The organism is Robertkochia solimangrovi (genome assembly GCF_007279655.1).
In the GTDB taxonomy this organism is placed as follows: Bacteria; Bacteroidota; Bacteroidia; order Flavobacteriales; family Flavobacteriaceae; genus Robertkochia; species Robertkochia solimangrovi.
Genome location: NZ_QKWN01000010.1, coordinates 161239 through 184640 on the forward strand (window position 1 = coordinate 161239; position 23402 = coordinate 184640).

The following is a 23402-nucleotide window of genomic DNA, read 5'->3' on the forward strand; positions in this document are numbered from 1 at the left end:
GTATGACGCGAACGATAGATCAGCAGACCTTCAGCAGACTCAGAAGGATGTATATCATTGCCCTGAGCGTTATCGCCCTGTCCATTATTACAAGTCAGATTTTAATCCGTGGATTCCTCAGCGATCAGGAAGGTGATTCCAGGGTCATCAATACTGCAGGAAGACAGCGAATGTTAAGTCAGAAAATCACCAAAGAAGCCTTGCTGTTGTCCGCTACTACAGACTCTTATGAACGTATTCCGGTACAGGAAGCGCTCGAATCTTCATTGAATGAATGGGAATCTGCACATCTCGCCTTACAACAAGGCAATGTTGAAATGGGACTTCCGGGAAATAACAGCAAGATTATTGCTGAAGAATTCAAAGCGATCAATCCTGTGTTCGAAGCCATAAGTAATGCCGTTCACAATATCCTTAAAAAATTAAAAACCGATCCCAACAGTGACCCCGCAACCTTTGATACAGAATTAAGCGTCATTCTCGGAAAAGAAGGTGTTTTCCTGAACAACATGGATGACATTGTAAATCAATATGATAAAGAAGCCAAAGCCAAGGTCGATCGTTTGAAAAAGATAGAGATCCTGATTCTCGGACTAACGCTTGCCGTGTTATTATGTGAATTTATTTTTATTTTCTGGCCTACTGCCAGAGCTGTAAAATTGAGTATGCAACAACTGATATCCGCTGAAAATAAATCAAGGAAAATGGCCGTTGAAGCTGATAAACACAGTCAGGCCAAGGAGCGTTCAGTCCAACAACTCAAGAGTCTTTACCGGGTAATGGACCAAACCCTGCTCTTTGCCCGGATCAATCCTGAAGGAAATCTGATCCATCTCGGCGAACGATTTCTGAAGTTGTTCAATTTCCGTCTCCTCAGTGACCATACAAATATAACAGAGATACTGACCACTGATACCAGTGACCGGGAAGCGATCAGTAACCTTATCTACACCCATCAAAAAACAGGTTGGCAGGGTGAAATCAGGGCTAAAGACAGTGAAGGAAATATAATCTGGCTTGATATGAGTCTAATTCCCTTCACCGCTTCAGGAGGAGAACCGGAACTTTTGGTAATTTGTCTCGACATCACCAAAAGAGTCGAAGCACAACAGAAGTTCGAGAACCTTACCAAAACAACCTTTGAAGAGAAGATCCTTCACCAGAAGGATATATCAAAACAGATCATCGAAAACCAGGAACAGGAACAAAACAGAATCGCAAAGGATCTGCATGACGGTATCGGACAAATGCTTACCGGACTGAAGTTCAATCTTGAAAGTATCGATATGCAAAAGCCGGAAAGAGCTATCCAAAAGATCGAGCAACTGAAAGAGATCACGACCAACATCATCAAGGGAGTCCGTACCGCAACCTTTAACCTGACTCCTCCGGAGCTGAGCGATCATGGTATCGGTCCGGCACTTGCCAAACTTACAGACGAACTTTCCAGACTTACGGGAAAAACCATCATCTTTTTAAATAAGACCCAATTCAATCTCCGCCTGGATTCCCTGATCGAAATAAACATCTACAGAATTACTCAGGAAGCGATCAACAATGCCATAAAATACTCCGGTTCAGATCATATTGCAGTGATCATCGCACATAGTAAAGAAGTGTTAAGTATTAATATTGAGGATAATGGAACAGGATTTAAACCGGATAAGATAGAAAGACGATCAGGTGACGGAGGTATGGGACTTACCTTTATGCAAGAGCGAACAAGTTTTATAAATGGTCGCTTATTCATTGAAAGTGAACCGGGTAAAGGCACACATATCACACTAAACATTCCACTAAGCAGGTTTACGTAATTTTACTTATTTTTACAGTTCTGATCCGAAAGCGACAGCTACCATGGAAAAAATCAATATCATACTTGCCGATGACCATGCCCTGGTCAGGGATGGAATAAAATCACTACTCGAAGATGAAACCGATGTTCAGGTGATCGGAGAGGCTGCAAACGGTCTCGAAGCATTGACCGCTATCGGTGAACATGAACCGGATCTGTTGATCGTGGATATCCGTATGCCAGAGATGAACGGCATACAGGTAGTGGAAAAAGTAACCAGAGATTTTCCGGAAGTACGTACCCTTGTGCTATCGATGCACGACTCAGAGGAATATGTGGTACAATCGATCAATGCCGGTGCAGATGGATATATCTTAAAGGGAGCGAGTAAAGATGAATTTATGAAAGCCCTCCACACCGTTGCATCCGGACAAAAGTACTATGCCGGAGATGTCTCCTCCTTTATCATCAAAAACTTTGTTCAGGGAACACCTGTCTCCCCTTTAAAGTCGGTTGTAACAACCGATATCAAACTCACAAGAAGAGAGAAACAAATACTGGACCTTGTCCTCGAAGGACTCAGTAACAAGGATATTGCAGAAAAGCTCAATATCAGTAAACGAACTGCAGAGGTACATCGCTTCAACCTCATGAAAAAGATGGACGTCAAAAATCAAATGGAACTTGCGAATAAAGCCCGTGAGGCTGGCCTTTAGACTGAAGACACAGCCCTAGCGGCAGGCTCTTTTGATTTGCATTCATCGCATGTCTGCCGATAGAAATCGGGACACCTGTCTGTGGTGAAAAGGATATGAATGCAATCATTAAGTGATTCAGAAAATCTGTCCTGTACTAACTGGAATTAAGGTTTTCTCACTTCGTCGCCTTTAATTTCCTCCGGCAATTATCATTAAAACACTGGTACCACAAGGTCACCCAAGTATCATCGTTCAAATGTACGATGAACGATACGGTACGCAACGCAGTCGTAGACAGCATCGTCATTTTCTTTAATCATGGGGTGTAAATATTTAAAAATCTGCACATTCTACCCTTTCGAATTAAAAATACCATAAAACTACGTATACTTATTTCTTATATAAGTATTTATACTTACTTTTACATACCGCCTTTTCTAAGTATTGATTATCAATGGTATTATAATGAGTGTTGATGATCGATCTGACTGAAATAATAACCATTTAAAACAAAACCGATGAAAACTATCACTTCACAAAAGTCGACCCGGCTAAACCTAACCGACCTAAGATCATTACCGATCAGAACATTCTGGATTACTTCCATCGCTTTTTTCCTGTGCTTTTTCTCTTGGTTTGGGATCGTACCCTTTATGCCGGATGTTGTTCGAGAACTGGGACTTACTCCGGATCAGAAATGGAACTCCGTTATTCTGGCGGTTACAGGAACAGTATTTGCCCGATTACTGATCGGGAAACTCTGTGACAAATATGGTCCAAGACTATGCTACACCTGGCTCCTGATCCTGGGATCCATTCCTGTGATCCTTTGCGGACTCGCACAAACGCCTTTCCAGTTCCTGGTTTGCAGACTTTTCATAGGGTTTATCGGAGCTTCTTTCGTAATTACACAGGTACATACCTCCCTCATGTTTGCGTCGAATATCGTTGGAACCGCTAATGCAACCTCTGCAGGATGGGGGAATCTCGGAGGGGGTGCAAACCGTTTGGGAATGCCATTGATCGCAGCTGCAGTGGTTAGTTTTGGCGTAGCTGAATCCGATGCATGGCGCTATTCGATGATCATTGCAGGTATCGTTTGTTTTTTAATGGGTTTAGTATATTATAAGTTTACAAAAGACACTCCGGAAGGTAATTTCTCAGAGCTTCGTGACCAAGGCATTGATGTAACTACTAAAAAAGATAGTGCCAGCTTTACAGAAGCGATAAAAGATTATCGCGTTTGGATACTTTTCCTTGTATATGCTGCCTGTTTCGGTATCGAACTGACCGTATATGGAACCATGGATGATTACTTACAGAATACCTTTCAGCTGGAACGGCTAACCGCAGGAAATATCGTGCTTTCATTTGCTCTTATGAATATCTTCGCCCGAACCCTGGGCGGCTATTTCGGAGATCGCTACGGAAATCTGAAAGGATTAAAGGGAAGAGTACTGTTTCTTAGCTTTATCCTGGTAATAGAGGGGATTATGCTGGCTACCTTTTCAACCATGACCAGTCTTATTGCCGGTATCACCCTTCTGATACTTTTTAGCTTGTCCGTACAAATGGCAGAAGGAGCAACCTTCTCCGTAGTACCCTTTATCAATAAGAAGGCTATCGGTTCCATATCAGGAATCGTCGGAGCGGGAGGTAATGTCGGGGCATTTCTGGCTGCCCTTTTGTTGAAATCCAAATCTGCAGTCGCCGAAAAGGCAGCGATCGCGGCAAATGCCGGTGAAGCTGAATCCGTTGTAAAAGCGGCCCAGAGTGCCGCCTCCTCCTTAGCGGTTTCCAGTGGCTATCTACTCATCGGAATCGTTGTACTGGTTGCCGGAGTTGCTGCACTGGCCATACGATTCTCCACCGCCGACGAAGAAGCAGCAGCCATCGAAAAAGAAACACAGTTCGCTCAATTGAGTCCTGCAAATAATTGATTTATTTCAGAAAGAGTTAAAATTTAAAGGAGCTGAATTGAATATTTAATAATAAATAACGAATAATCGGCAATTCCCTTTTAATTGACGTTGAAATAGTTGAATTTAGAATGTCTTTACTACGACCGATATGCTGGAAAAAGAAATAAAAACAACCTGCTCCTATTGCGGAGTAGGTTGTGGTATTATCGCTAAAAAAGACCATCAGGGCAAATTGCGGGTGAAAGGTGATCCTGATCACCCCGTAAACCGGGGTATGCTCTGTTCTAAAGGTATGAACCTGCATTATGTCGCCAATGACATTTCAGACCGATTGCTGTATCCGGAAATGCGATGGAGCCGGTCACACCCCAGAGTGCGTGTCTCCTGGGAGCAGGCGATGCAAAGAGCTTCAGGGGTTTTCAGATCCCTGATCCAAAAATACGGTTCCGACAGTGTAGGTCTCTATGTTTCCGGGCAGTGCCTGACCGAAGAATATTACATCGCCAATAAACTCACCAAAGGATACCTCGGAACCAATAACATCGATACCAACAGCCGGCTATGCATGAGTTCTGCCGTGGTAGGTTATAAAAAGACCTTTGGAGAAGACTCTGTTCCCATTGCCTACGCAGATATTGAACTAGCCGATTGTTTTCTCATCACCGGTGCTAACCCTTCCTGGTGTCACCCCATTCTGTTCAGAAGGATAGAACAGCATAAGGAAAAGAATCCGGATGTAAAGATCGTGGTAATCGACCCGAGAAAAACGGATACTGCGAATTTTGCCGATTTGCACCTGCAACTGATTCCCGGAACAGATATCGTGCTTTACAATGCTATCGGCCGGAGGTTGATGGAAAAAGGATTTGCCGATAAGGAATTCATCAAAAACAATACGGAGGGATATACAAAATATCGGGAACAATTGCTTTCTATGTCCTATAAGGAAGCTTCCCGCATCTGTGGGATACCTAAAGAAGCTATTTTCAAAGCAGCAGAATATATCGGTAAAGCAAAAGGATTTATCAGTATGTGGGCCATGGGTCTCAATCAAAGTGTCGTAGGAACCGATAAGAACTTCGCTCTTCTGAATCTGTCTCTTCTTACCGGACAAGTTGGAAAACCGGGTTCCGGACCTTTCTCGCTGACCGGACAGCCAAATGCCATGGGTGGACGTGAAGTTGGCGGTATGGCAAATCTGCTGGCAGTTCATAAAGATCTTCTCAATCCTGATCACAGGGAAGAAGTCGCAAGATTCTGGGGAGTGGAAAGCATTTCACCACGACCGGGATATACCGCAACAGAAATGTTTGACGCACTCGAAAACGGTGACCTTAAAGCGGTTTGGATCATCTGTACAAATCCAATGGTGAGCCTGCCCAATAGCAATCGAATTCAAAAAGCCTTAAAGAATGCCCGATTTGTCATCGTTCAGGATATTTCAAACCGGTCCGATACACTGGAATATGCAGATCTGGTGCTTCCTGCTGCCGCCTGGATGGAAAAAGAAGGTACGATGACGAATTCTGAAAGAAGGATCAGTTATCTGCCCAAAGGCATCAATCCACCCGGAGAAGCCCGTCCGGATGTGGAAATTCTCTGTGATTTTGCAAAACATATGGGGTATCGCGGCTTCGATTATCAATTTACAGAGGATATCTACCGGGAATATTGTAGTATGACCAAGGGGACCAATATCGATATCTCCCATCTAAGTTATGACCGACTTAAAAATGAAGGTTCGCTTCAATGGCCTGTTCCATCCTACCGCCATACTGGAACTCCACGATTATTTGAGGATAAACAGTTCTACACTCCATCGAAAAAAGCCATTTTCAATGTACCCTATAGTGTAAAGAATGCATCAGTAAGTACAGATCAGCATTTCCCGTTGATCCTAACCACAGGAAGAGTAAGAGACCAATGGCATACCATGACCAAAACCGGAAAAGTAGCCCGCCTGAATTCCCATTATCCCAAACCTGTGGTAGAGATAAATCCGGTGGATGCCCACCTTAGCAAATGCAGGGACGGAGATGTGGTGGTTGTTTCCAGCAGAAATGGTGTTGTACGGGTAAAAGCCAAGGTTACCGAAAATATGCGCCCGGGAGTGGTATTCCTTCCTATGCATTGGGGTAAACAGCTCCAAAGTACACTGAACCGCGCCAATAATCTGACGAACACCATTATCGATCCGCAATCAAAAGAACCGGATTTTAAGTACACCGCTGTACAAGTACGAAAGTACGAAAAACCAAAGGAAAACATCCTTGTGGTAGGTGCCGGTGCTGCAGCATTCAGATTTGTACAGAATTATCGCGATATGAATGACATCGATACGATCTGTGTCTTCTCAAGAGAAGCGAATCCCTTCTATAACCGCGTACTTCTACCGGAATACATCACGGAAGAACTGACTTGGGAGCAGTTGCTAAAGATCAAAGAAAGAGAACTAAGAAAACTTGAAATATCGCTGTATCCGGAAACCTTTATAACCGCAATCGATCGTGAACAGAAAATAGCAACCGACAATCATGGCAAACCACATCGGTATGACAAATTGATTATGGCAACTGGTAGCAGTGCCTTTATTCCTCGGGATGCCCAATTGAAATTACCGGGACGCTTTACGATGCGTACCAAAACCGATGCCGATAATTTTAAAGAATATCTGGAAAATACCGGCCTCCCGCCTGAACAGCAACACGTGGTCATCGTCGGTGGCGGACTCCTGGGACTCGAGCTTGCAGCAGCGCTGAAACACAACAATCTTAAGGTTACTATCGTACAACGATCCAGCAGATTGATGGAGCGCCAACTGGACCCAACTTCAAGCCGGCTGCTAGCACTCGATGTCCAGGAACGCGGTATCTCCATTTATTTTGATAATGAAGTAAGTACCGTATTCAATGATGAGGAATCCGGACAACTGGAAATAACCTTACGAAGTGGAAAAGTGCTGGAGGCTCATGCCATCGTTTATGCTATAGGAACCCGTCCGAATATCGGACTTGCCCGGGAAAGCGGACTCGTTTGTTCCAGAGGGGTAAAAGTAAATGAGTTCATGCAGACTTCGGATCCTGATATCTTTGCTATCGGAGAGATTGCAGAGTTTAGAGACCAGCTCTTTGGAATTACCGCAGCTGCAGAACAGCAGGCTAATATCCTTGCTTCCTACCTCGCCGGAGACATCAGCGAAAAGTATGAAGGTTCAGTGCTGATGAACATCCTCAAATTCAATGATCTCAATCTGTGTAGCATTGGAAATATTCATTATCAGGAAAACGATCCGGAGATCGAAGAAATCATCTTTACCGATATCAGTAAACGCTACTATAAAAAATGTATCGTCAAGAACGATATGCTTATCGGTGCTATACTGATGGGGGACAAAAATGAATTTGCCGAATATAAAGCCTTGATTGAATCGGGAACAGAACTGGCCGATAAACGGGAAAAACTGTTACGAGGCAGCGGTGGCGGTGGTAAACCAGTAAAGGGTAAGCTGATATGCTCCTGTAGTCAGGTTGGAAAAGGCAACCTTATCGAGATGATCTCAGCCGGGCAAAGTGATTTTACAGGGCTTTGCAATGAAAGCGGTGCCGGACTTGGATGCGGAAGTTGTAAAACAGAAGTCAGATCGATACTGGAAGAACAAAAAGCACTGATCTCATGAGTAAATTAACCCGTATCATCATAAAAGGTGGCGTTATAGCTCCGGCAGAACTTCGATCCATTGCGGAACAGGCAGGTGATGCAGGATTAAAAGCGATTTCTTTCGGCAGTCGTCAGGATATACTTTTTCCAAGAAAACTCAGTAAAGAACAATTAAATAACTTCCACGGCATCGACATTATACCCGAAAACGAATCCGGTACTGAGAATATCGTCTCCTCTTATGTAAGTGCCGGCATCTTCAATGGTATTCCGTGGCTTACCGGAGATACCTATCTCTATATTCTGGAACAATTTCGCTATAATCCAAAACTCAAGATCAATATTACCGACCCGAAACAACGACTGGTTCCCTTATTTACAGGGCATCTTAACTTTCTGGCATGCGAACAGGAAGATTACTGGTATCTCTATGTAAAACTACCGGGCTGGAAACAAGCTGAACTTTACCCGGTATTGATCTATAGTTGGGATATTTCTAAAGTATCCCAGATGGCTGAATCCTTGCTATCGGAAGAACCCGAAGATATCGAAACCCTTTTTCAATTGTTATCCGATTCCCTGGAAACCAACAGTAGAAATTTAAAAGATATTCCAGAGATTCCCTTCCACCCTTTTCCCTATTATGAAGGGATGAATCGAGTTGATGAAGGGAACTATTGGCTTGGTCTTTATTGGAGAAACAATCTTTACGATATCGATTTTTTACTCGAAATGTGTGATCTCTGTGCAGAATGTAAAATAGGTAAAATCGCCATCACCCCGTGGAAATCATTCATCATTAAAGGCATTCCATCCCGATTTAAATTAAAATGGGAAAAATTCCTCGGACTTCGGGGAATCAATGTTCGCCATTCCATGCTCGAATTGAACTGGCATATTCCGGTTTCGGATAAAGATGCACTGAAGCTTAAAAAATTCCTCGTTCGCAAATTTGATGAAAAGGACATCAGTACTTACGGATTGACCTTTGCTATTGCAGACCATGATTATCAGCCTGATTATTTTACTTCCGTAGTGATCCGTAAAAATCCGGTTCAGCAGATCGAAGGCGTGACGCTAAATGCAACTTACAACCTACTATATGCCAAAAATTTCGATCCCAATTCCCGTAGTTATCTCACCCATGTTCAGGAAATCAGTCGTGAACACCTGCCTGATCTTCTGATCGAACTCAGCAAAAAATATTTCAAGGAGTTGAAAGAATTCAGGCCGGGAGAACAACCTGTTACCCATAATAAGGAAAAGGAGCCTGTGAGCATAAAGGTGATGCAATGTTCCTCATGCCTGACGGTATATGATCCCAAATATGGCGATCCGGACAATGGAATACCCCGGAACACAGCCTTTGCAGATCTACCCGAAACCTGGAGTTGCCCAGTTTGTGATTCTTCAAAATCAGACTTTACCGAAACCGAATTAAAAAGTATACTGAAATAAGAATTATGGATTATGAATTAAGGATTATGGATTAAGAATTGATTTATTCAATTCTCAATTATCAATTATCAACTCATATCTTACCTATCGTACTCACTCTAGAAATCAAAGGCTTTCCAAACTCCCTGAAGTCTGATAAAGTTCGAACATAATCTTTCTATGGTAAACTACTTCTCCAATGATAATCACTGCCGGGTTTTTGAGATTCTTATTAATAACGATCTGCTCAATACAATCGATCGTTCCGATCCCAATGCGCTCATTAGCGCAAGTTCCATTCTCTATTACCGCTATAGGCATACGATCCTTTCCTGCATCCCTATAGGTTTGTACGATCTCATGGAGTTTATGCATTCCCATCAAAATTACTACGGTTGCTGAAGAAGCGGCCGCTAGTTTGATATCTGGTGACATTCGATGACTACGTGTAGTACCGGTAATCACCCAGAAACTATTAGAAATTCCCCGCTTGGTAAGTGGGATATGCTGGGTTCCAGGCACTCCTACGGAGGAAGAGATTCCGGGAATATAGGAACAGGCAATACCAAAGGAAGCCGCATACTGCATTTCTTCTGCCCCTCTTCCAAATACAAAGGGGTCTCCCCCTTTCAATCGAACCACATGTCCCTTTGAAAAAGCACGCTGTACAATCAGTTCATTGATCTGATCCTGCATATAAGTGTGACACCCTTTACGCTTTCCGACAAATATCTTTTCTGCACGATCCGCAAATTTTAATAGCTCCGGATTTACCAATGCATCGTATAGCACTACATCCGCATCTTTAATGGCGGATACCGCTTTGAGTGTCAGCAATTCCGGATCACCCGGTCCTGCACCTACCAATGTGAGTTTTGCAGTATCTGAAATCATAATTTCTGTGGTGTTTTAGTTAAAAATTTCCATAATTCCATCCGCTGTATTAAGGATGTCATAATTCGGTAAGCAATATACGTATTTATACTTATTTATTACGTATTTATACTTATTTTTAAGAAACATTAAAAACCATACCAATGAAAACATCAATACGTAAACTCATTGTCTTATTCATAACATTGAGTACTCCACTACTCCATGCCCAGGAATTTAAAGCCAGTCTTGACTTTCGTGACCGATTCGAATATCGTCATGGTTTTGGAAATCTATTTCCCGACGATGCCGATCCCGCAGCCTTTGTCCGTCAAAGAGCGCGTATTAACCTTGGTTATACCTCCGACCGCATAGAGGCGATGTTCAGTATTCAGGATATAAGCACCTGGGGCGACACCCGGCAGATACTCCCTGCCGACGATAATAACTCACTCATGCTCTTCCAGGCATGGGTTGCATTAAAACTAAATACGTCCTGGAAGATCAAGGTTGGAAGGCAACCGATATCCTATGATAATCAACGTATTCTGGGAGGATTGGATTGGGCGATGCAGGGTCGTACTCATGACGCGGCACTGTTGCAATATAAAGGTGAGCGCTGGGGAACAGATCTGGCGTTCGCCTTCAGTCAATCCGGTGAGCCCATTACAGGTAATTCCTATGATATCACCGGCTTTTTTAGTTACAAGACCATGCAATATGCCTACCTGTATAAAGATTGGAATGGCTCGAGGTTCAGTTTCCTCTTCATGAATAATGGTTTCCAGAGTTACAATGCGGATCAGGAAGCAGACGGCACCTATAACCGCCAAACCACCGGAGCTTATTTTAAATTTCCAGCCGGGAAATTCAACTTCGAAGGAAACTTCTATTACCAATTCGGAAAAGCAAATGCCAATAGTGATCTTAGTGCTTACGACTTCATTCTCGAAGCGATCTATAAACCCGGAAAAACAGCTTTTGGAATAGGACTTGAAATTCTAAGTGGTACGGATCAGGATGGAGATTCAAAGAACCACTCCTTCTTCCCATTGTATGGAACTAACCATAAGTTCAATGGATTCATGGATTATTTTTATGTCGGAAACCATGCTAACAATGTGGGGCTAAACGATATCAATGCCAAAGTGAACGTTAAGACCGGGGATAACAGCAGCCTTCTGATCAAAGGACATTACTTTGCAGCCAATGGTAAACTAACCAATGATGCTGATCCCTATTTAGGGACAGAGATCGATATCGTATACTCCAATAAATTCTGGAACGTTGCTACAGTCAATGCAGGATATTCACAAATGTTCGCCTCAGAAGGTATGAGTCTTATTAAAGGTGACCTTCCACATGATAATCTCAATAACTGGTTTTGGATACAATTAATCGTAGATCCGGTGCTGTTCACACATAAATTCAACGGAACAGATTAATAAAGATTAAGGAAACGATCATACTACCAACCGATGCCCCGGACACACAACACCGGCAAGTTCTATTCATCACGAACCTGCCGGTGTTATTCGTTAAAATATTTAAACAAATAGTATTAGTATTTATAATTATTTAATACTCATATTAACATATTAAATTAATTTTAATAAAATAATGCAAAAATAATACTACCTATTGCAAAATAATCGTTAGTGCATCCTTTCAAACCACCATATTTTTGATATAAAATGAATATACGGCAATATAAACAGGGTTAAAAAGAGAATTAGTCAATTAAAAAGGGGTAAAAGTCCACAAAATTTACAAATTCGTGACATTTAACCTAATTCTAACACTTCTCAAGATCCATTTTCATTACCGGTATTCGCTAACTACTTAACAAACATATTTAAACTTAAATCATCAAGTATGGTAAAATTACACCTCAAAAGGTTACATGCTGAGAAGGGCTATCTAATGATACTTTTCTGCATACTGGGTGCTTTTTATGGTTTTGCACAGGAGCTTCAGGTTTCTGGTACGGTAACATCTTCAGCAGATAATATGCCTTTACCGGGAGCCAGTGTGACTGTGGTGGGAACCACTAATGGTACCATGACGGATTTTGACGGAAATTACAATTTAACTGTTGACGCTAACGACAAACTAGTGATCAGTTATGTTGGATTTCTTTCGAAAACGATTGAAGTAAATGGACGTACCAGGATCGACATCGATCTTCAGGAAGATGTACAAAGTCTGAGTGAAGTGGTCGTGATCGGTTACGGTGTACAAAAGAAGGAACTTGTTACCGGGGCGAATGTTCAGGTAGAAGGAGACCAGTTACAGAAGCAAAGTACCACCAACGCTTTACAGGCAATGCAAGGGCAAACCGCCGGGGTTCAGATCACCTCTACCTCAGGTCAGCCCGGTTCAAACCTGAACGTTGTGATTCGCGGATTAGGATCAACGGGGAGCAGTGCTCCACTTTATGTCGTTGATGGAGTACTGACCGGAGACATTTCTTATTTGAACAATGCTGACATCGAATCGATATCAGTTCTTAAGGATGCAGCATCTGCCGCTATCTACGGATCACAGGCTTCAAACGGGGTTGTTCTCGTAACCACTCGCGGTGGTAAAAAAGGTAAGGCTCAGATCACTTTCGATCAATACTACGGACTCCAAACGGTAGCCAATAAGATCGATATGCTCAATGGCTACGAATATGCAACCATTCTGAACGAGGCAGCAGTTAACTCTGGTAAACTTCCTTATTTCTCCAATGAAGAAGTAGCTGCTTTCGGAGCCGGAACTGACTGGATGGATTATATGTTCAAGGATGATGCAATAACACAGAACTATACCCTTGGTGTAACCGGGGGATCTGAAACTTCAACATACTCTTCTTCCTTGTCATACACCCAACAGGAAGGGGTTGTAGGCGGAAAGGATCTTTCCAACTATGAAAGATATAACTTCCGTATAAACTCCGAACACAAGCTTTATAATGACCGTATCAAGTTTGGTGAAAATCTGAGTTTTGCGTATATTAAGAACAATGGTATCGCAGTTGGAAACCAATACAGTAACTCGTTGAGAGGTGCCTTCAACACCAATCCTTTGGTTCCTTTCTATGACGAGAACGGCAATTTTTATAATACTGCCGATGATAGTGAGCCTTGGCTGGCAGGACAAAATAATCCCTATGCATCGATGTTGTACGGGAATCAGAACGAAAATAATTCCCAGAAATTACTCGGGAATGTTTATATGGAATTTGAGCTGCTTAAAGATCTTAAATTCCGTACCAGTCTGGGATTGGACTATTATGCCAGTGAAGGTCATTCGTTTAGTCCGATCTACCAGCTTTCCATCTATAGTTTCAGCGAATTCACCAGAGCTTCCCAATATATGAATAAGGGGTATTCTCTTCTTTGGGATAACCTGTTAACCTATACGTTCGACCTCAACGAAGAGCACAATTTCGAAGTGATGGCAGGTACCTCCTCCTATAAATTCGAGGGATCCTATCTAAGCGGCAGTAATGTGAACCTGGTCTTCGATGATCTCAAACACGCCTGGCTCGACAATGCGACCAATACTGATGGTGCGCAGATAGACCTGAGCGGCGGTCCTAATAATATCAATAAAAGGATGTCCTATTTTGGTCGTCTGAACTATAACTATAAGAATAAATATATCCTCAATGCTACTTTCAGAGCAGATGGTTCTTCTCAATTCTACGAAGAGAACCGATGGGGATATTTCCCTTCTGTATCTGCAGGATGGGTGGCTACTAATGAACAATTTCTTGAAGGTTCAGACTGGCTAAGCTTTCTTAAGCTCAGAGCCAGCTGGGGTCAGGTAGGTAATCAGAATGCCGGAAACTTCCAGTATCTGGCACCGATAACCTTCGCAAATACCAATTACATCTTTGGACCGGATGAAGGCGTACTTACCCCCGGCGCATATCCTAGCCGTCTTTCGAATCCGGATCTGAAATGGGAAACCTCTGAACAGATCGATATCGGATTTGATGCCAGATTCTTCATGAACAGATTCACCGTTAACTTCGACTGGTATAAGAAAACAAATAAAGACTGGCTTATCAAAGCACCAATCCTTGCAACGGCAGGGGCAGATTCCCCATGGATCAATGGTGGTAATGTGGTCAATAAGGGTGTTGAACTCGCATTGAACTATGCTGACAACATCGGGGAACTCAATTTCAGCGTAAGTGTCAATGGTGCTTATAATGAAAATGAAGTTGGTGATATTCCTACTCAGGATGGAATCATTCACGGTGAAACCAACCAATTATTTGATAACTCACCTGAATTTTACCGTGCACAAAGCGGTTATGCGCTGGGTTATTTCTGGGGACTTGAAACTGCCGGAATCTTCCAGTCTGAACAGGATGTTCTGGATCATACTTCCAACGGTACTCTGATTCAACCAGGTGCAGCACCTGGAGATGTGATTTATGTAGATCAGAATGGTGATGGGGTAATCAACGATCTTGATAAAGTGAACATCGGGGATCCGAATCCGAATCTCACTTACGGTTTCAATCTTTCACTCGATTACAGGGGATTTGATTTTTCTCTTCAAGCCAATGGAGTTGCGGGAAATCAGATCGTTCAATCCTACAGAAACAATGCGAACATATATGCAAACTATACCACTGCCGTACTGGACAGATGGTACGGTCCCGGTTCATCTAATACGGTTCCCCGTGTTACCGAAGATAACAGAAACCTCACTCAATTTTCAGACCTATATGTTCAGGATGGTGATTTCCTGAGAATCAGTAATGTAACCATAGGGTATGATTTTGCGAATCTTTTCTCGGAGGAGAAAGCATTTGCAAGTCAATGCCGTCTGTACTTCTCTGCACTGAACCTCGTAACTTTTACCAGTTATAACGGTATGGACCCGGAGATCGGTTATGGTATCTCCAATAACGACTACGGATTTTCTTCCGGAGTTGACCTTGGATATTACCCTAGACCAAGAACATTTATGATGGGATTAAATGTTAAATTCTAAAAAAGATGAAAATGAAAAATATACATATATGCTTACTAGTGGCAGGTCTGTTGACACTGGGATCTTGTTCTAAGGATTTCCTGGATTCAGAGCCTATTACTGATGTAACAGATACCAATTTTTACAAAACACCCGAGGATGCTTATGATGCACTGATCGGATGTTACGACGGGATGCAGATCGCTTCCGGTGGAATCGGTGGCCTGAGTTTTCCGGTGGCCAGTGAAGTACTCTCCGACGATTGCTTTGGAGGTGTTGGAAATTCTGACGGTTTCGGTTTCCAGGCAGTCGATGAATTTGATAAATCTCGATCTCCCGCAGATGTGAATCTCTTCTCCAATAACTGGACGCAATATTACCGTGCAATATATCGGGTTAATGTATTGCTTCAGAAAATGGAGCAGATCGATTGGACCGGTAACGACGACCTTCGTCTTCAATATGAATCTGAAGCACGCTTTATCCGTGCTCATATGTACTTTGAAATGGTCAGACTTTGGGGGAATATCCCATTACTCACCGAACCGTCTTCCGAAAACCTGCCTCAATCAGCCCCGGAGGAAGTTTATAAGGTGATCGCCGAAGATCTTGTATACGCCGCAGAAAATCTTCCTGATGCTTCACTGGCAGCTGCAGATTTCGGCAGAGTGACCAAATGGGCTGCGGAGGCCTATGTGGCGAGAGTATATCTTTATTATACCGGATACTACGGAGCCTCCGATCTTGTGGGGGTGGTAAGTAAAGCTCAGGCACTCTCCTATCTTGAAGATGTTATCGCAAATAGCGGACATTCCCTGCTGGATAATTTCGCCTCCTTATGGCCGGCTGCGTCTACTCTGGATGGCACCTATGCGGGTGAAGTAAATCCTGAAATTCTTTTTTCGGTACGACACACCTATACGAGTGATTACAATGGAAACACCGACGGTAATCATTGGATGGTCATGTTTGGTATGAGAGAATTCACCTATTATCCTTATGCAACAGGTTGGGGTGTAACCGTAACTCCTTCCCTTTGGGATGCCTATAGTGAAACCGATACCCGAAGAGGTGCGAGTATAATTTCTGTAGATGACGAAGACATTCCCTTCGACAAGATCGGAAGTCAGCGGGAATACACCGGATATTACAACAAAAAGTACTCGCCGATGTCTGATGAAGACGGAAATAGTGTTACCGTAGGTGTCGGAGGAACCGACTTCCAGATCGGGCAGTTCCAGGACTACGTCGTGATGAGATATTCCGATGTATTGCTGATGGCCGCTGAACTCGGCAGTCCGAATGCACAAACCTATTTCAATCAGGTACGCCAGCGGGCATTAAAATCTGATTATGTACAGATTCCTGTGAATACACAGAATATCATGAAGGAACGTCAGCTGGAATTTGCGCTTGAAGGACTGCGTTACTGGGACCTGCTTCGTCAGGGAGTCAGTACTGCAGCTTCAACTATCGCAGTTTCAACAGAAGTGATGAACGGTGGCGTAACAGTCAGCAAGACCATCAGTGCCTCTAAAATTCAGGAAACGATGGGACTACAACAGATTCCCAATGACCAGATAACGCTGTCCAATGGTGTTTTACAACAAAATGCCGGTTGGTAAACTAAACTTAAAATCAGACAAATGAAAACAATCAAATATATCTTTTCGATCTTGTTGCTCGCTGGCCTGATATTGGCTTCCTGTGAGAAAGAAGACTATGAATTGGGACGCATGCTGGATGCATCAGAGATCGAGTACGAAGTAGTACAGGATCTGCAGGCTGATGCGGGAGGAAATACAGTGATCCTACGAAACCTGACACCGAAGACCACGTCTATCTGGGATTACGGAACCGGGCGATCCAACAGAATGATCGATACCATCAGATTTGCTTTTAAAGGTGAATATACAATCAAGTTCTCTGCGCTGACCGCAGGAGGTGTGGTGGAACTCGACCCTGTAACCGTTAGTGTTACCGATGACAACCTGAATTATGTGAACGACCCATTATGGGATGCGCTTTCCGGAGGTGTAGGAAATTCAAAAACATGGTATCTCGACCTTAACGCAGAAGGTATCTCCAAATACTTCGTCGGTCCTCAGTACTTTTATGGTACAGACAACGGTTGGTTAGAAGGTGGTGATAACGGTTGCTACGGAGATGACTGCTGGAACTGGAATCCGGATTGGGCAGGTAATTCCTGGTTGATGCCTGCTGCCGATTACGGAAGTATTACCTTCAGTCTGCAGGGTGGACCCTTTGTTACCAGTGAACATTTAACGATCCCGGGACGAGGTACCGAGAACGGAACCTATTTCCTGGATGCAGATGCTAAAACGCTTACCATGACCGATGCTACGATCCTGCATCCCGTAGGCATAGAATCCTGCGTTGACAACTGGGCAAATATGAGGATCTTTTCTTTAACTGAAGAAAGTTTACAGTTAGGGGTCCTTCGTAAAGGATCATGTGATGGCGCCGCATATCTTGTCTATAATTTTATTTCAAAAGAATACAGCGACACCTGGGTTCCGGAAGAGACTATTCCGGAGCCGGATGAAGGCTTCGACCCTACATTTGCGGAAGGAGAGTTACTCGAAATGCTCACCGGAGGTGTAGGTTCCGGAAGAATCTGGAAACTGGATGGTGACGGAAATGCGGTCGACTGGCTGGCAGGAGGAATCGGATGGACCTCAAGCTCGGATGATTCAAGAGACTGGGGATGGAATGATGAATGGGCAGCTATTGCATCGAATTCATGGGTACGCTTCGATCAATTCGGAGGAACCCTAAACTATACCAGAAATCAAAACGGTGTAGAAACCACCGGTACATTCTCGATCGATGAAGCGTCCAACGAGATCACGCTGAATGGAGAAATGCTGATTCAGGGACCTGACGGACACTGGATGAATCCCACTACGAATGTAATCACCGTAGTGAAGGCATTCCCCGGTGAGTTCGGTACAAAAGGGATCTGGTTCGGAACTAATTATGATGAGTCCAAAGATGAATGGTTCGTATGGCACTACGTCATACCGTAATACATAAAATCTTATAATTGAAGTTCAGGAAGAAGTCAGGAAACCCAGACTTCTTCCCTTCTTCATATAAAATAAAACCTTTTCCTTTATAAAATTATAAGAGTCGGATATGATCAGAAAACTGGGAATTTTATGTTTTAGCAGTTTCGCTTTACTGTTATTTCTCCATTGTAATACACCCGAAGAAAACCCCTATAACCGAAAGATGGAATTCAATGACAACTGGCAATTTCAGTTGCTTGATTCCACTCAAAAAGATACAACTGCAACCTGGAGAACACTTTCCTTACCCCATGACTGGAGTATAGAAGGCTCCTTTGATGAAAAGCATCCTGCAACTTTTGGTGGTGGTGCCCTTCCTGGAGGACTCGCCTTCTACAAGAAAGAATTTAAACTCCCCAGGAATACAGAGAACAAGAAAGTCTATATACAATTCGACGGAGTATATATGAACAGTGAAGTCTGGATCAACGACCATCATTTAGGGAAACGGCCTAACGGATATATCAGCTTTGAATATGACCTTACACCATGGCTTAACAGGGAAGTTACAAACACCCTTGTTGTAAAAGTCGATAATTCACAACAACCAAATTCCCGATGGTATTCCGGATCAGGAATCTACCGTAATGTTTGGTTAAACTTTACAGATAAACTACATATAAAGAATTGGGGGACCTATGTAACCACCCCTGAAATTACAAACGATCACGCTAAAGTACATGCGGAAATAACAGTTATGAATCACTTCGAGCATGATCGCAATGCTGTTTTACGTACATCAGTTCTTAAAGATGGTGTGACTCTTGAGCTTTCTGAAATGGAAATACAATTGGCTGCGGGAACTGAAAAAACATTCAAAACGGCAATCGAAATTGTTGATCCCGAACTTTGGTCGGTGGAAAATCCTGAAATGTATACGCTGATGAACGAGATTATATCCGAAGGCATAACTGAGGATCTCTATGAGACTCCGTTTGGAATCCGTGATTTTAAATTTGACGCAGAAAATGGTTTCCTGCTGAACGGAAAGCAGGTAAAGATCAAAGGAGTTTGTAATCATCATGATCTGGGAGCTTTAGGTACTGCTATAAATATCCGGGCTCTGGAAAGACAGCTGGAAATTTTGAAAGAGATGGGTGTGAACGGAATCAGAACCGCACACAACCCTCCTGCCCCGGAATTACTGGAGCTTTGTGATCGTATGGGCTTTATCGTTATGGATGAAGTCTTCGATATGTGGAAGAAAGGTAAATCAGCATACGATTACCATTTATACTGGGATGAATGGCATGAAAAAGACCTTGTCGATTTTATCAAACGCGACCGTAATCATCCTAGTGTTTTCGTTTGGAGTATCGGGAACGAAATTCTGGAACAATGGGACTCTACCGGAGTTGCTATTACCAGAGAACTCGCCGCCACGGTAAGAAAACTCGATACCACAAGACCGATCACCACAGCAAATAATCCTCCCTCACCCACGAACAGCCTGAATGCTTCAGGGGTATTGGACCTGGTGGGCTATAATTATGCATTGAATTCCTATGAAGACCATCTTAAGGTATTTCCTGGAATGCCCTTTATAGCCACTGAGACCACGTCTGCACTTGAAACACGTGGCTATTATGACCAAAGATCAGATACCATAAAAAGATGGCCTTATAAATGGGATGAATTGTTTCTTGACGGAAATCCGGGAAATACGGTTTCCTCCTATGATCAGGTTAGCGCACCCTGGGGATCTACGCATGAAGAAACCTGGAAAGTGATCAAAAAACATGATTATATGTCGGGTATGTATATCTGGACCGGCTTTGATTATATCGGCGAACCAACCCCATATGTTTGGCCTTCAAAAAGTTCATATTTCGGAATTATCGATCTGGCAGGTTTTCCAAAAGATGTATATTACATGTATCAAAGTGAATGGACCGACAAGGATGTTTTACATGTATTTCCTCATTGGAATTGGAAACCTGGCGAGGAGATAGATATCTGGGCCTATTACAATCATGCCGATGAAGTTGAACTCTTTTTAAATGGAGAATCACTTGGAATTCGTTCCAAGGCGGGTGATGATCTCCATGTTATGTGGCGGGTTCCCTTTACCCCCGGAACCGTAAGAGCAGTTTCACGAAAAGATGGAAAGATCGTTAAGGAACAAGAGATTAAAACCGCAGGAAAGCCTGAAAAGATAGGCCTGCATGCCGACCGCGCTAAGCTGGATGCCGATGGTAAAGATCTTGCATTCATCACTGTTACCATTCTCGATAAAGAAGGGAATATCGCACCGATAGCCAGCGATACAATCTCTTTTGAGATTGAGGGCCCCGGAAGTATTGCCGGAGTTGACAATGGAAATCCTGTAAGTCATGAATCGTTTAAAGGAAACCAACGCAAAGCCTTTTATGGAAAATGCCTGGTCATCGTGAAAGCCGGAGAAGTACCGGGAGGAATCATAACACTAACAGCCAGTGGATCGGGACTGGAATCTCAAACCATTGAAATAACAACCTTATGAAATCAGCAGGAAACAGAAGGCTCTGTAGACACGACAACAATACCGCCCCTTTTAAGAATGCTGAACAGTATAAAATCAACATTATGAAAAAACTGATATTCCTATTAATGACGATCTTAACAACTCCGGCTATATTCGGACAATTACAGGGTACCAATGTTCTCAATGAACCCCCCGATATCAGTCAGGATTTTGAAAGCTTCAAAAATACTTTTTATCTGGCAGATGAGTTGACTTCCTTTGATCCGCAAACCGGAAAAGGAACTATAAAATACCTGAGACATAATCTTGCAACACGTCAGGCATTCAACAATATGCTAAGCAAGCTGATACCCGCTGAAGCTAATGAATTTCCAACGACAGAATATGCCGCGTCTCCGGAACTGCCATTCACCATAAGCTTTGTTTCCGACAGAACGATACGTATACAAACTTGTTCGGGACCTAAATTCCGGGAAGAAGAACCTTCACTGATGCTGATCGGAGGTCAGGCACCGGATGCCCGTAATTTATGGAAATACAGCAAAACAGCCGAAGGTCATCGTTATACCGGACCCCACGGATCGGTTTTGATCACGGAAAAACCCTGGCATGTATACATCTATGATACGAACGGAAAATTATTGACCGGTACACTACATCTGGATGATGTAAAAGGAACCTATACTCCCGTGACCCCTTTTTCCTTTATCAGAAGAGCGGATGATTATTCCAGATCCTTTGACGCTGCCTTTTCCATGTCACCTGAAGAAAAGATCTTCGGTTGCGGCGAATCCTTTACACAATTCAATAAGCGTGGCCAAAAGGTTATATTCTGGACCGATGATGCGAACGGTGTTCAGAACGAAACCATGTATAAACCGATTCCCTTTTATATGAGTAGTCGCGGGTATGGGGTCTTTATGCATCACTCCTCACCCATCACTGCTGATTTCGGAAAGTACTATAACGCTGCTAATTCAATGATGATCGGTGATGATGAGGCAGACCTGTTCGTTTTTATCGGAGAACCAAAAGATATCCTTGATGCTTATACAGATCTAACCGGTAAACCAGAACTTCCTCCTTTGTGGTCCTTCGGATTCTGGATGAGCCGGATCACCTATTTTTCAGAGCAGGAAGGTAGAGCCGTTGCCGAAAATCTGAGAAAAAATAAGATTCCCAGTGATGTGATCCATTTCGATACAGGTTGGTTCGACGTTGACTGGAGAAATAACTATGAATTTTCTGCAGATCGATTTGAGAATCCGAAGCAGATGATTAGCGACATGAAAGCACAGGGATTCAATGTTTGTTTATGGCAGCTACCCTATTTCACTCCTAAAAACACCTTGTTTCCGGAAATCATAGAAAAAGGACTTGCCGTTAAAGATAAAAAGGGGAACATCCCCTATGAAGATGCCGTACTTGATTTTTCCAATCCGGAGACCGTTTCCTGGTATCAGGCCAAAATCGCTTCCCTTCTTGAAATGGGTGTGGGGGTGATTAAAGTGGATTTCGGTGAAGCTGCCCCGGCCTCCGGATTGTATCATTCCGGTAAAACCGGTTTCTATGAACACAATCTGTATCCGCTACGCTATAATAAAGCTGTTGCTGAGATCACTAAAAAAGTAACAGGAAATACTATAATATGGGCGAGAAGTACCTGGGCTGGAAGTCAGCGCTATCCACTTCATTGGGGTGGCGATGCAGCTACGACGAACACCGCCATGGCTTCCACACTCAGAGCCGGGTTATCCATAGGATTAAGCGGATTCAGTTTTTGGAGTCATGACGTTGGTGGCTTTACTACAAAAAGTCCGGAAGATGTTTATCGCAGATGGACTCCTTTTGGAATGCTTACCTCCCACGTAAGAAGTCATGGAGAACCTCCCACAGAGCCCTGGGAATACAGTAAAGAATTCTTAAACGGATTCCGCAAAGCAGACAACATGAGATATGAATTGATGCCATACATTTATTCAGAAGCCAAGTATGCCACAGAACATGGCTTACCGATGCTTCGAGCATTATTCGTAGAATTTCCGAATGATCCGGGCTCATGGCTCATCGATGATCAATATCTTTTCGGATCTTCAATGCTCGTGGCTCCCCTATTTGAGAATATGGAAGAAAGAAACGTCTATCTTCCACCGGGTACCTGGATAGACTATCAGACCAACAAGGTCTATGAAGGTGGCTGGCATACGATAAAAGCCGGTGAAATCCCGATTGTTGTACTCATAAAGGATGGTACCGTGATACCAACGATTAAACTGGCTCAATCAACCAATGACATGGACTGGAGCAAGATCAACCTAAAAGTTTATAAGGAGGAGGCAGGAACTGCAATTGGAAAGATATTTCTCCCGGGAGCAGATCAAATTAAGGAAGTTGAAGTGACAAGATCCGGAAATAACCTGAAGATCACCAAGGCTCCTTTTGAAAATGAAACTACTTTTAAAATCAAGAATTAATAATAATTTACAT

At 43.1% G+C, this 23402-nt stretch carries 12 protein-coding genes; 11 read left to right on the forward strand and 1 reads right to left on the reverse strand.

What is annotated here, in order from left to right; genetic code table 11:
- The first annotated feature begins 2 nt into the window (after positions 1-2).
- The 5 genes from DMZ48_RS14625 (at position 3) to DMZ48_RS14650 (ending at position 9530) form a co-directional block, all read left to right on the forward strand.
- The gene (locus DMZ48_RS14625) at positions 3-1814 is read left to right on the forward strand and encodes a sensor histidine kinase (RefSeq protein ID WP_143955903.1); all 1812 of its coding nucleotides are present in this window, start codon (positions 3-5) and stop codon (positions 1812-1814) included.
- A 43-nt stretch (positions 1815-1857) separates the two neighbouring features.
- Positions 1858-2511, forward strand: coding sequence for a response regulator (locus DMZ48_RS14630; RefSeq protein WP_143955904.1), 654 nt, complete (start codon positions 1858-1860; stop codon positions 2509-2511).
- Between the two features lie 500 nt (positions 2512-3011).
- Complete coding sequence (locus DMZ48_RS14640; protein WP_143955906.1) at positions 3012-4433, forward strand: MFS transporter; 1422 nt, start codon at positions 3012-3014, stop codon at positions 4431-4433.
- 130 nt (positions 4434-4563) lie between these two features.
- Positions 4564-8091 carry a nitrate reductase gene (locus tag DMZ48_RS14645; RefSeq protein ID WP_143955907.1) on the forward strand — a complete coding sequence of 1176 codons (3528 nt, stop codon included), beginning with the start codon at positions 4564-4566 and terminating at the stop codon, positions 8089-8091.
- Positions 8088-9530, forward strand: a complete 1443-nt coding sequence (locus DMZ48_RS14650; RefSeq protein WP_143955908.1) for a rubredoxin — start codon at positions 8088-8090, stop codon at positions 9528-9530. Before DMZ48_RS14645 ends, DMZ48_RS14650 begins: the two co-directional genes overlap by 4 nt.
- Before the next feature lie 105 nt (positions 9531-9635).
- On the opposite strand, the gene cobA is transcribed toward DMZ48_RS14650, so the two are convergent.
- The gene (gene cobA, locus DMZ48_RS14655) at positions 9636-10403 is read right to left on the reverse strand and encodes a uroporphyrinogen-III C-methyltransferase (RefSeq protein WP_143955909.1); all 768 of its coding nucleotides are present in this window, start codon (positions 10401-10403) and stop codon (positions 9636-9638) included.
- 143 nt (positions 10404-10546) lie between these two features.
- On the opposite strand from cobA, the gene DMZ48_RS14660 reads away from it, so the two are divergent.
- The 6 genes from DMZ48_RS14660 to DMZ48_RS14685 all read left to right on the forward strand — a co-directional run bounded on the left by DMZ48_RS14660 (position 10547) and on the right by DMZ48_RS14685 (position 23389).
- Complete coding sequence (locus tag DMZ48_RS14660; RefSeq protein WP_143955910.1) at positions 10547-11827, forward strand: alginate export family protein; 1281 nt, start codon at positions 10547-10549, stop codon at positions 11825-11827.
- Between the two features lie 430 nt (positions 11828-12257).
- Positions 12258-15380: a SusC/RagA family TonB-linked outer membrane protein gene (locus DMZ48_RS14665; protein ID WP_199288005.1), complete on the forward strand. Its 3123-nt coding sequence runs from the start codon at positions 12258-12260 to the stop codon at positions 15378-15380.
- Between the two features lie 11 nt (positions 15381-15391).
- Positions 15392-16984, forward strand: a complete 1593-nt coding sequence (locus DMZ48_RS14670; protein WP_199288007.1) for a RagB/SusD family nutrient uptake outer membrane protein — start codon at positions 15392-15394, stop codon at positions 16982-16984.
- 21 nt (positions 16985-17005) lie between these two features.
- Positions 17006-18409 (forward strand): hypothetical protein, encoded by a 1404-nt coding sequence (locus DMZ48_RS14675; RefSeq protein ID WP_143955912.1) that lies wholly within the window; start codon positions 17006-17008, stop codon positions 18407-18409.
- 109 nt (positions 18410-18518) lie between these two features.
- A complete protein-coding gene (locus tag DMZ48_RS14680) occupies positions 18519-20933 on the forward strand; it encodes a glycoside hydrolase family 2 TIM barrel-domain containing protein (protein WP_143955913.1) in 2415 nt (804 codons plus the stop codon).
- Between the two features lie 83 nt (positions 20934-21016).
- Positions 21017-23389 carry a glycoside hydrolase family 31 protein gene (locus DMZ48_RS14685; protein WP_143955914.1) on the forward strand — a complete coding sequence of 791 codons (2373 nt, stop codon included), beginning with the start codon at positions 21017-21019 and terminating at the stop codon, positions 23387-23389.
- The last annotated feature ends 13 nt before the right edge of the window (positions 23390-23402 follow it).

What these genes read in the sequence shown, in the direction of transcription:
- DMZ48_RS14625 (WP_143955903.1), top strand. Translation starts at nt 3, where the DNA reads ATGACGCGAACGATAGATCAGCAGACCTTCAGCAGACTCAGAAGGATG.
- DMZ48_RS14630 (WP_143955904.1), top strand. Translation starts at nt 1,858, where the DNA reads ATGGAAAAAATCAATATCATACTTGCCGATGACCATGCCCTGGTCAGG.
- DMZ48_RS14640 (WP_143955906.1), top strand. Translation starts at nt 3,012, where the DNA reads ATGAAAACTATCACTTCACAAAAGTCGACCCGGCTAAACCTAACCGAC.
- DMZ48_RS14645 (WP_143955907.1), top strand. Translation starts at nt 4,564, where the DNA reads ATGCTGGAAAAAGAAATAAAAACAACCTGCTCCTATTGCGGAGTAGGT.
- DMZ48_RS14650 (WP_143955908.1), top strand. Translation starts at nt 8,088, where the DNA reads ATGAGTAAATTAACCCGTATCATCATAAAAGGTGGCGTTATAGCTCCG.
- cobA (WP_143955909.1), bottom strand. Translation starts at nt 10,403, where the DNA reads ATGATTTCAGATACTGCAAAACTCACATTGGTAGGTGCAGGACCGGGT.
- DMZ48_RS14660 (WP_143955910.1), top strand. Translation starts at nt 10,547, where the DNA reads ATGAAAACATCAATACGTAAACTCATTGTCTTATTCATAACATTGAGT.
- DMZ48_RS14665 (WP_199288005.1), top strand. Translation starts at nt 12,258, where the DNA reads ATGGTAAAATTACACCTCAAAAGGTTACATGCTGAGAAGGGCTATCTA.
- DMZ48_RS14670 (WP_199288007.1), top strand. Translation starts at nt 15,392, where the DNA reads ATGAAAAATATACATATATGCTTACTAGTGGCAGGTCTGTTGACACTG.
- DMZ48_RS14675 (WP_143955912.1), top strand. Translation starts at nt 17,006, where the DNA reads ATGAAAACAATCAAATATATCTTTTCGATCTTGTTGCTCGCTGGCCTG.
- DMZ48_RS14680 (WP_143955913.1), top strand. Translation starts at nt 18,519, where the DNA reads ATGATCAGAAAACTGGGAATTTTATGTTTTAGCAGTTTCGCTTTACTG.
- DMZ48_RS14685 (WP_143955914.1), top strand. Translation starts at nt 21,017, where the DNA reads ATGAAAAAACTGATATTCCTATTAATGACGATCTTAACAACTCCGGCT.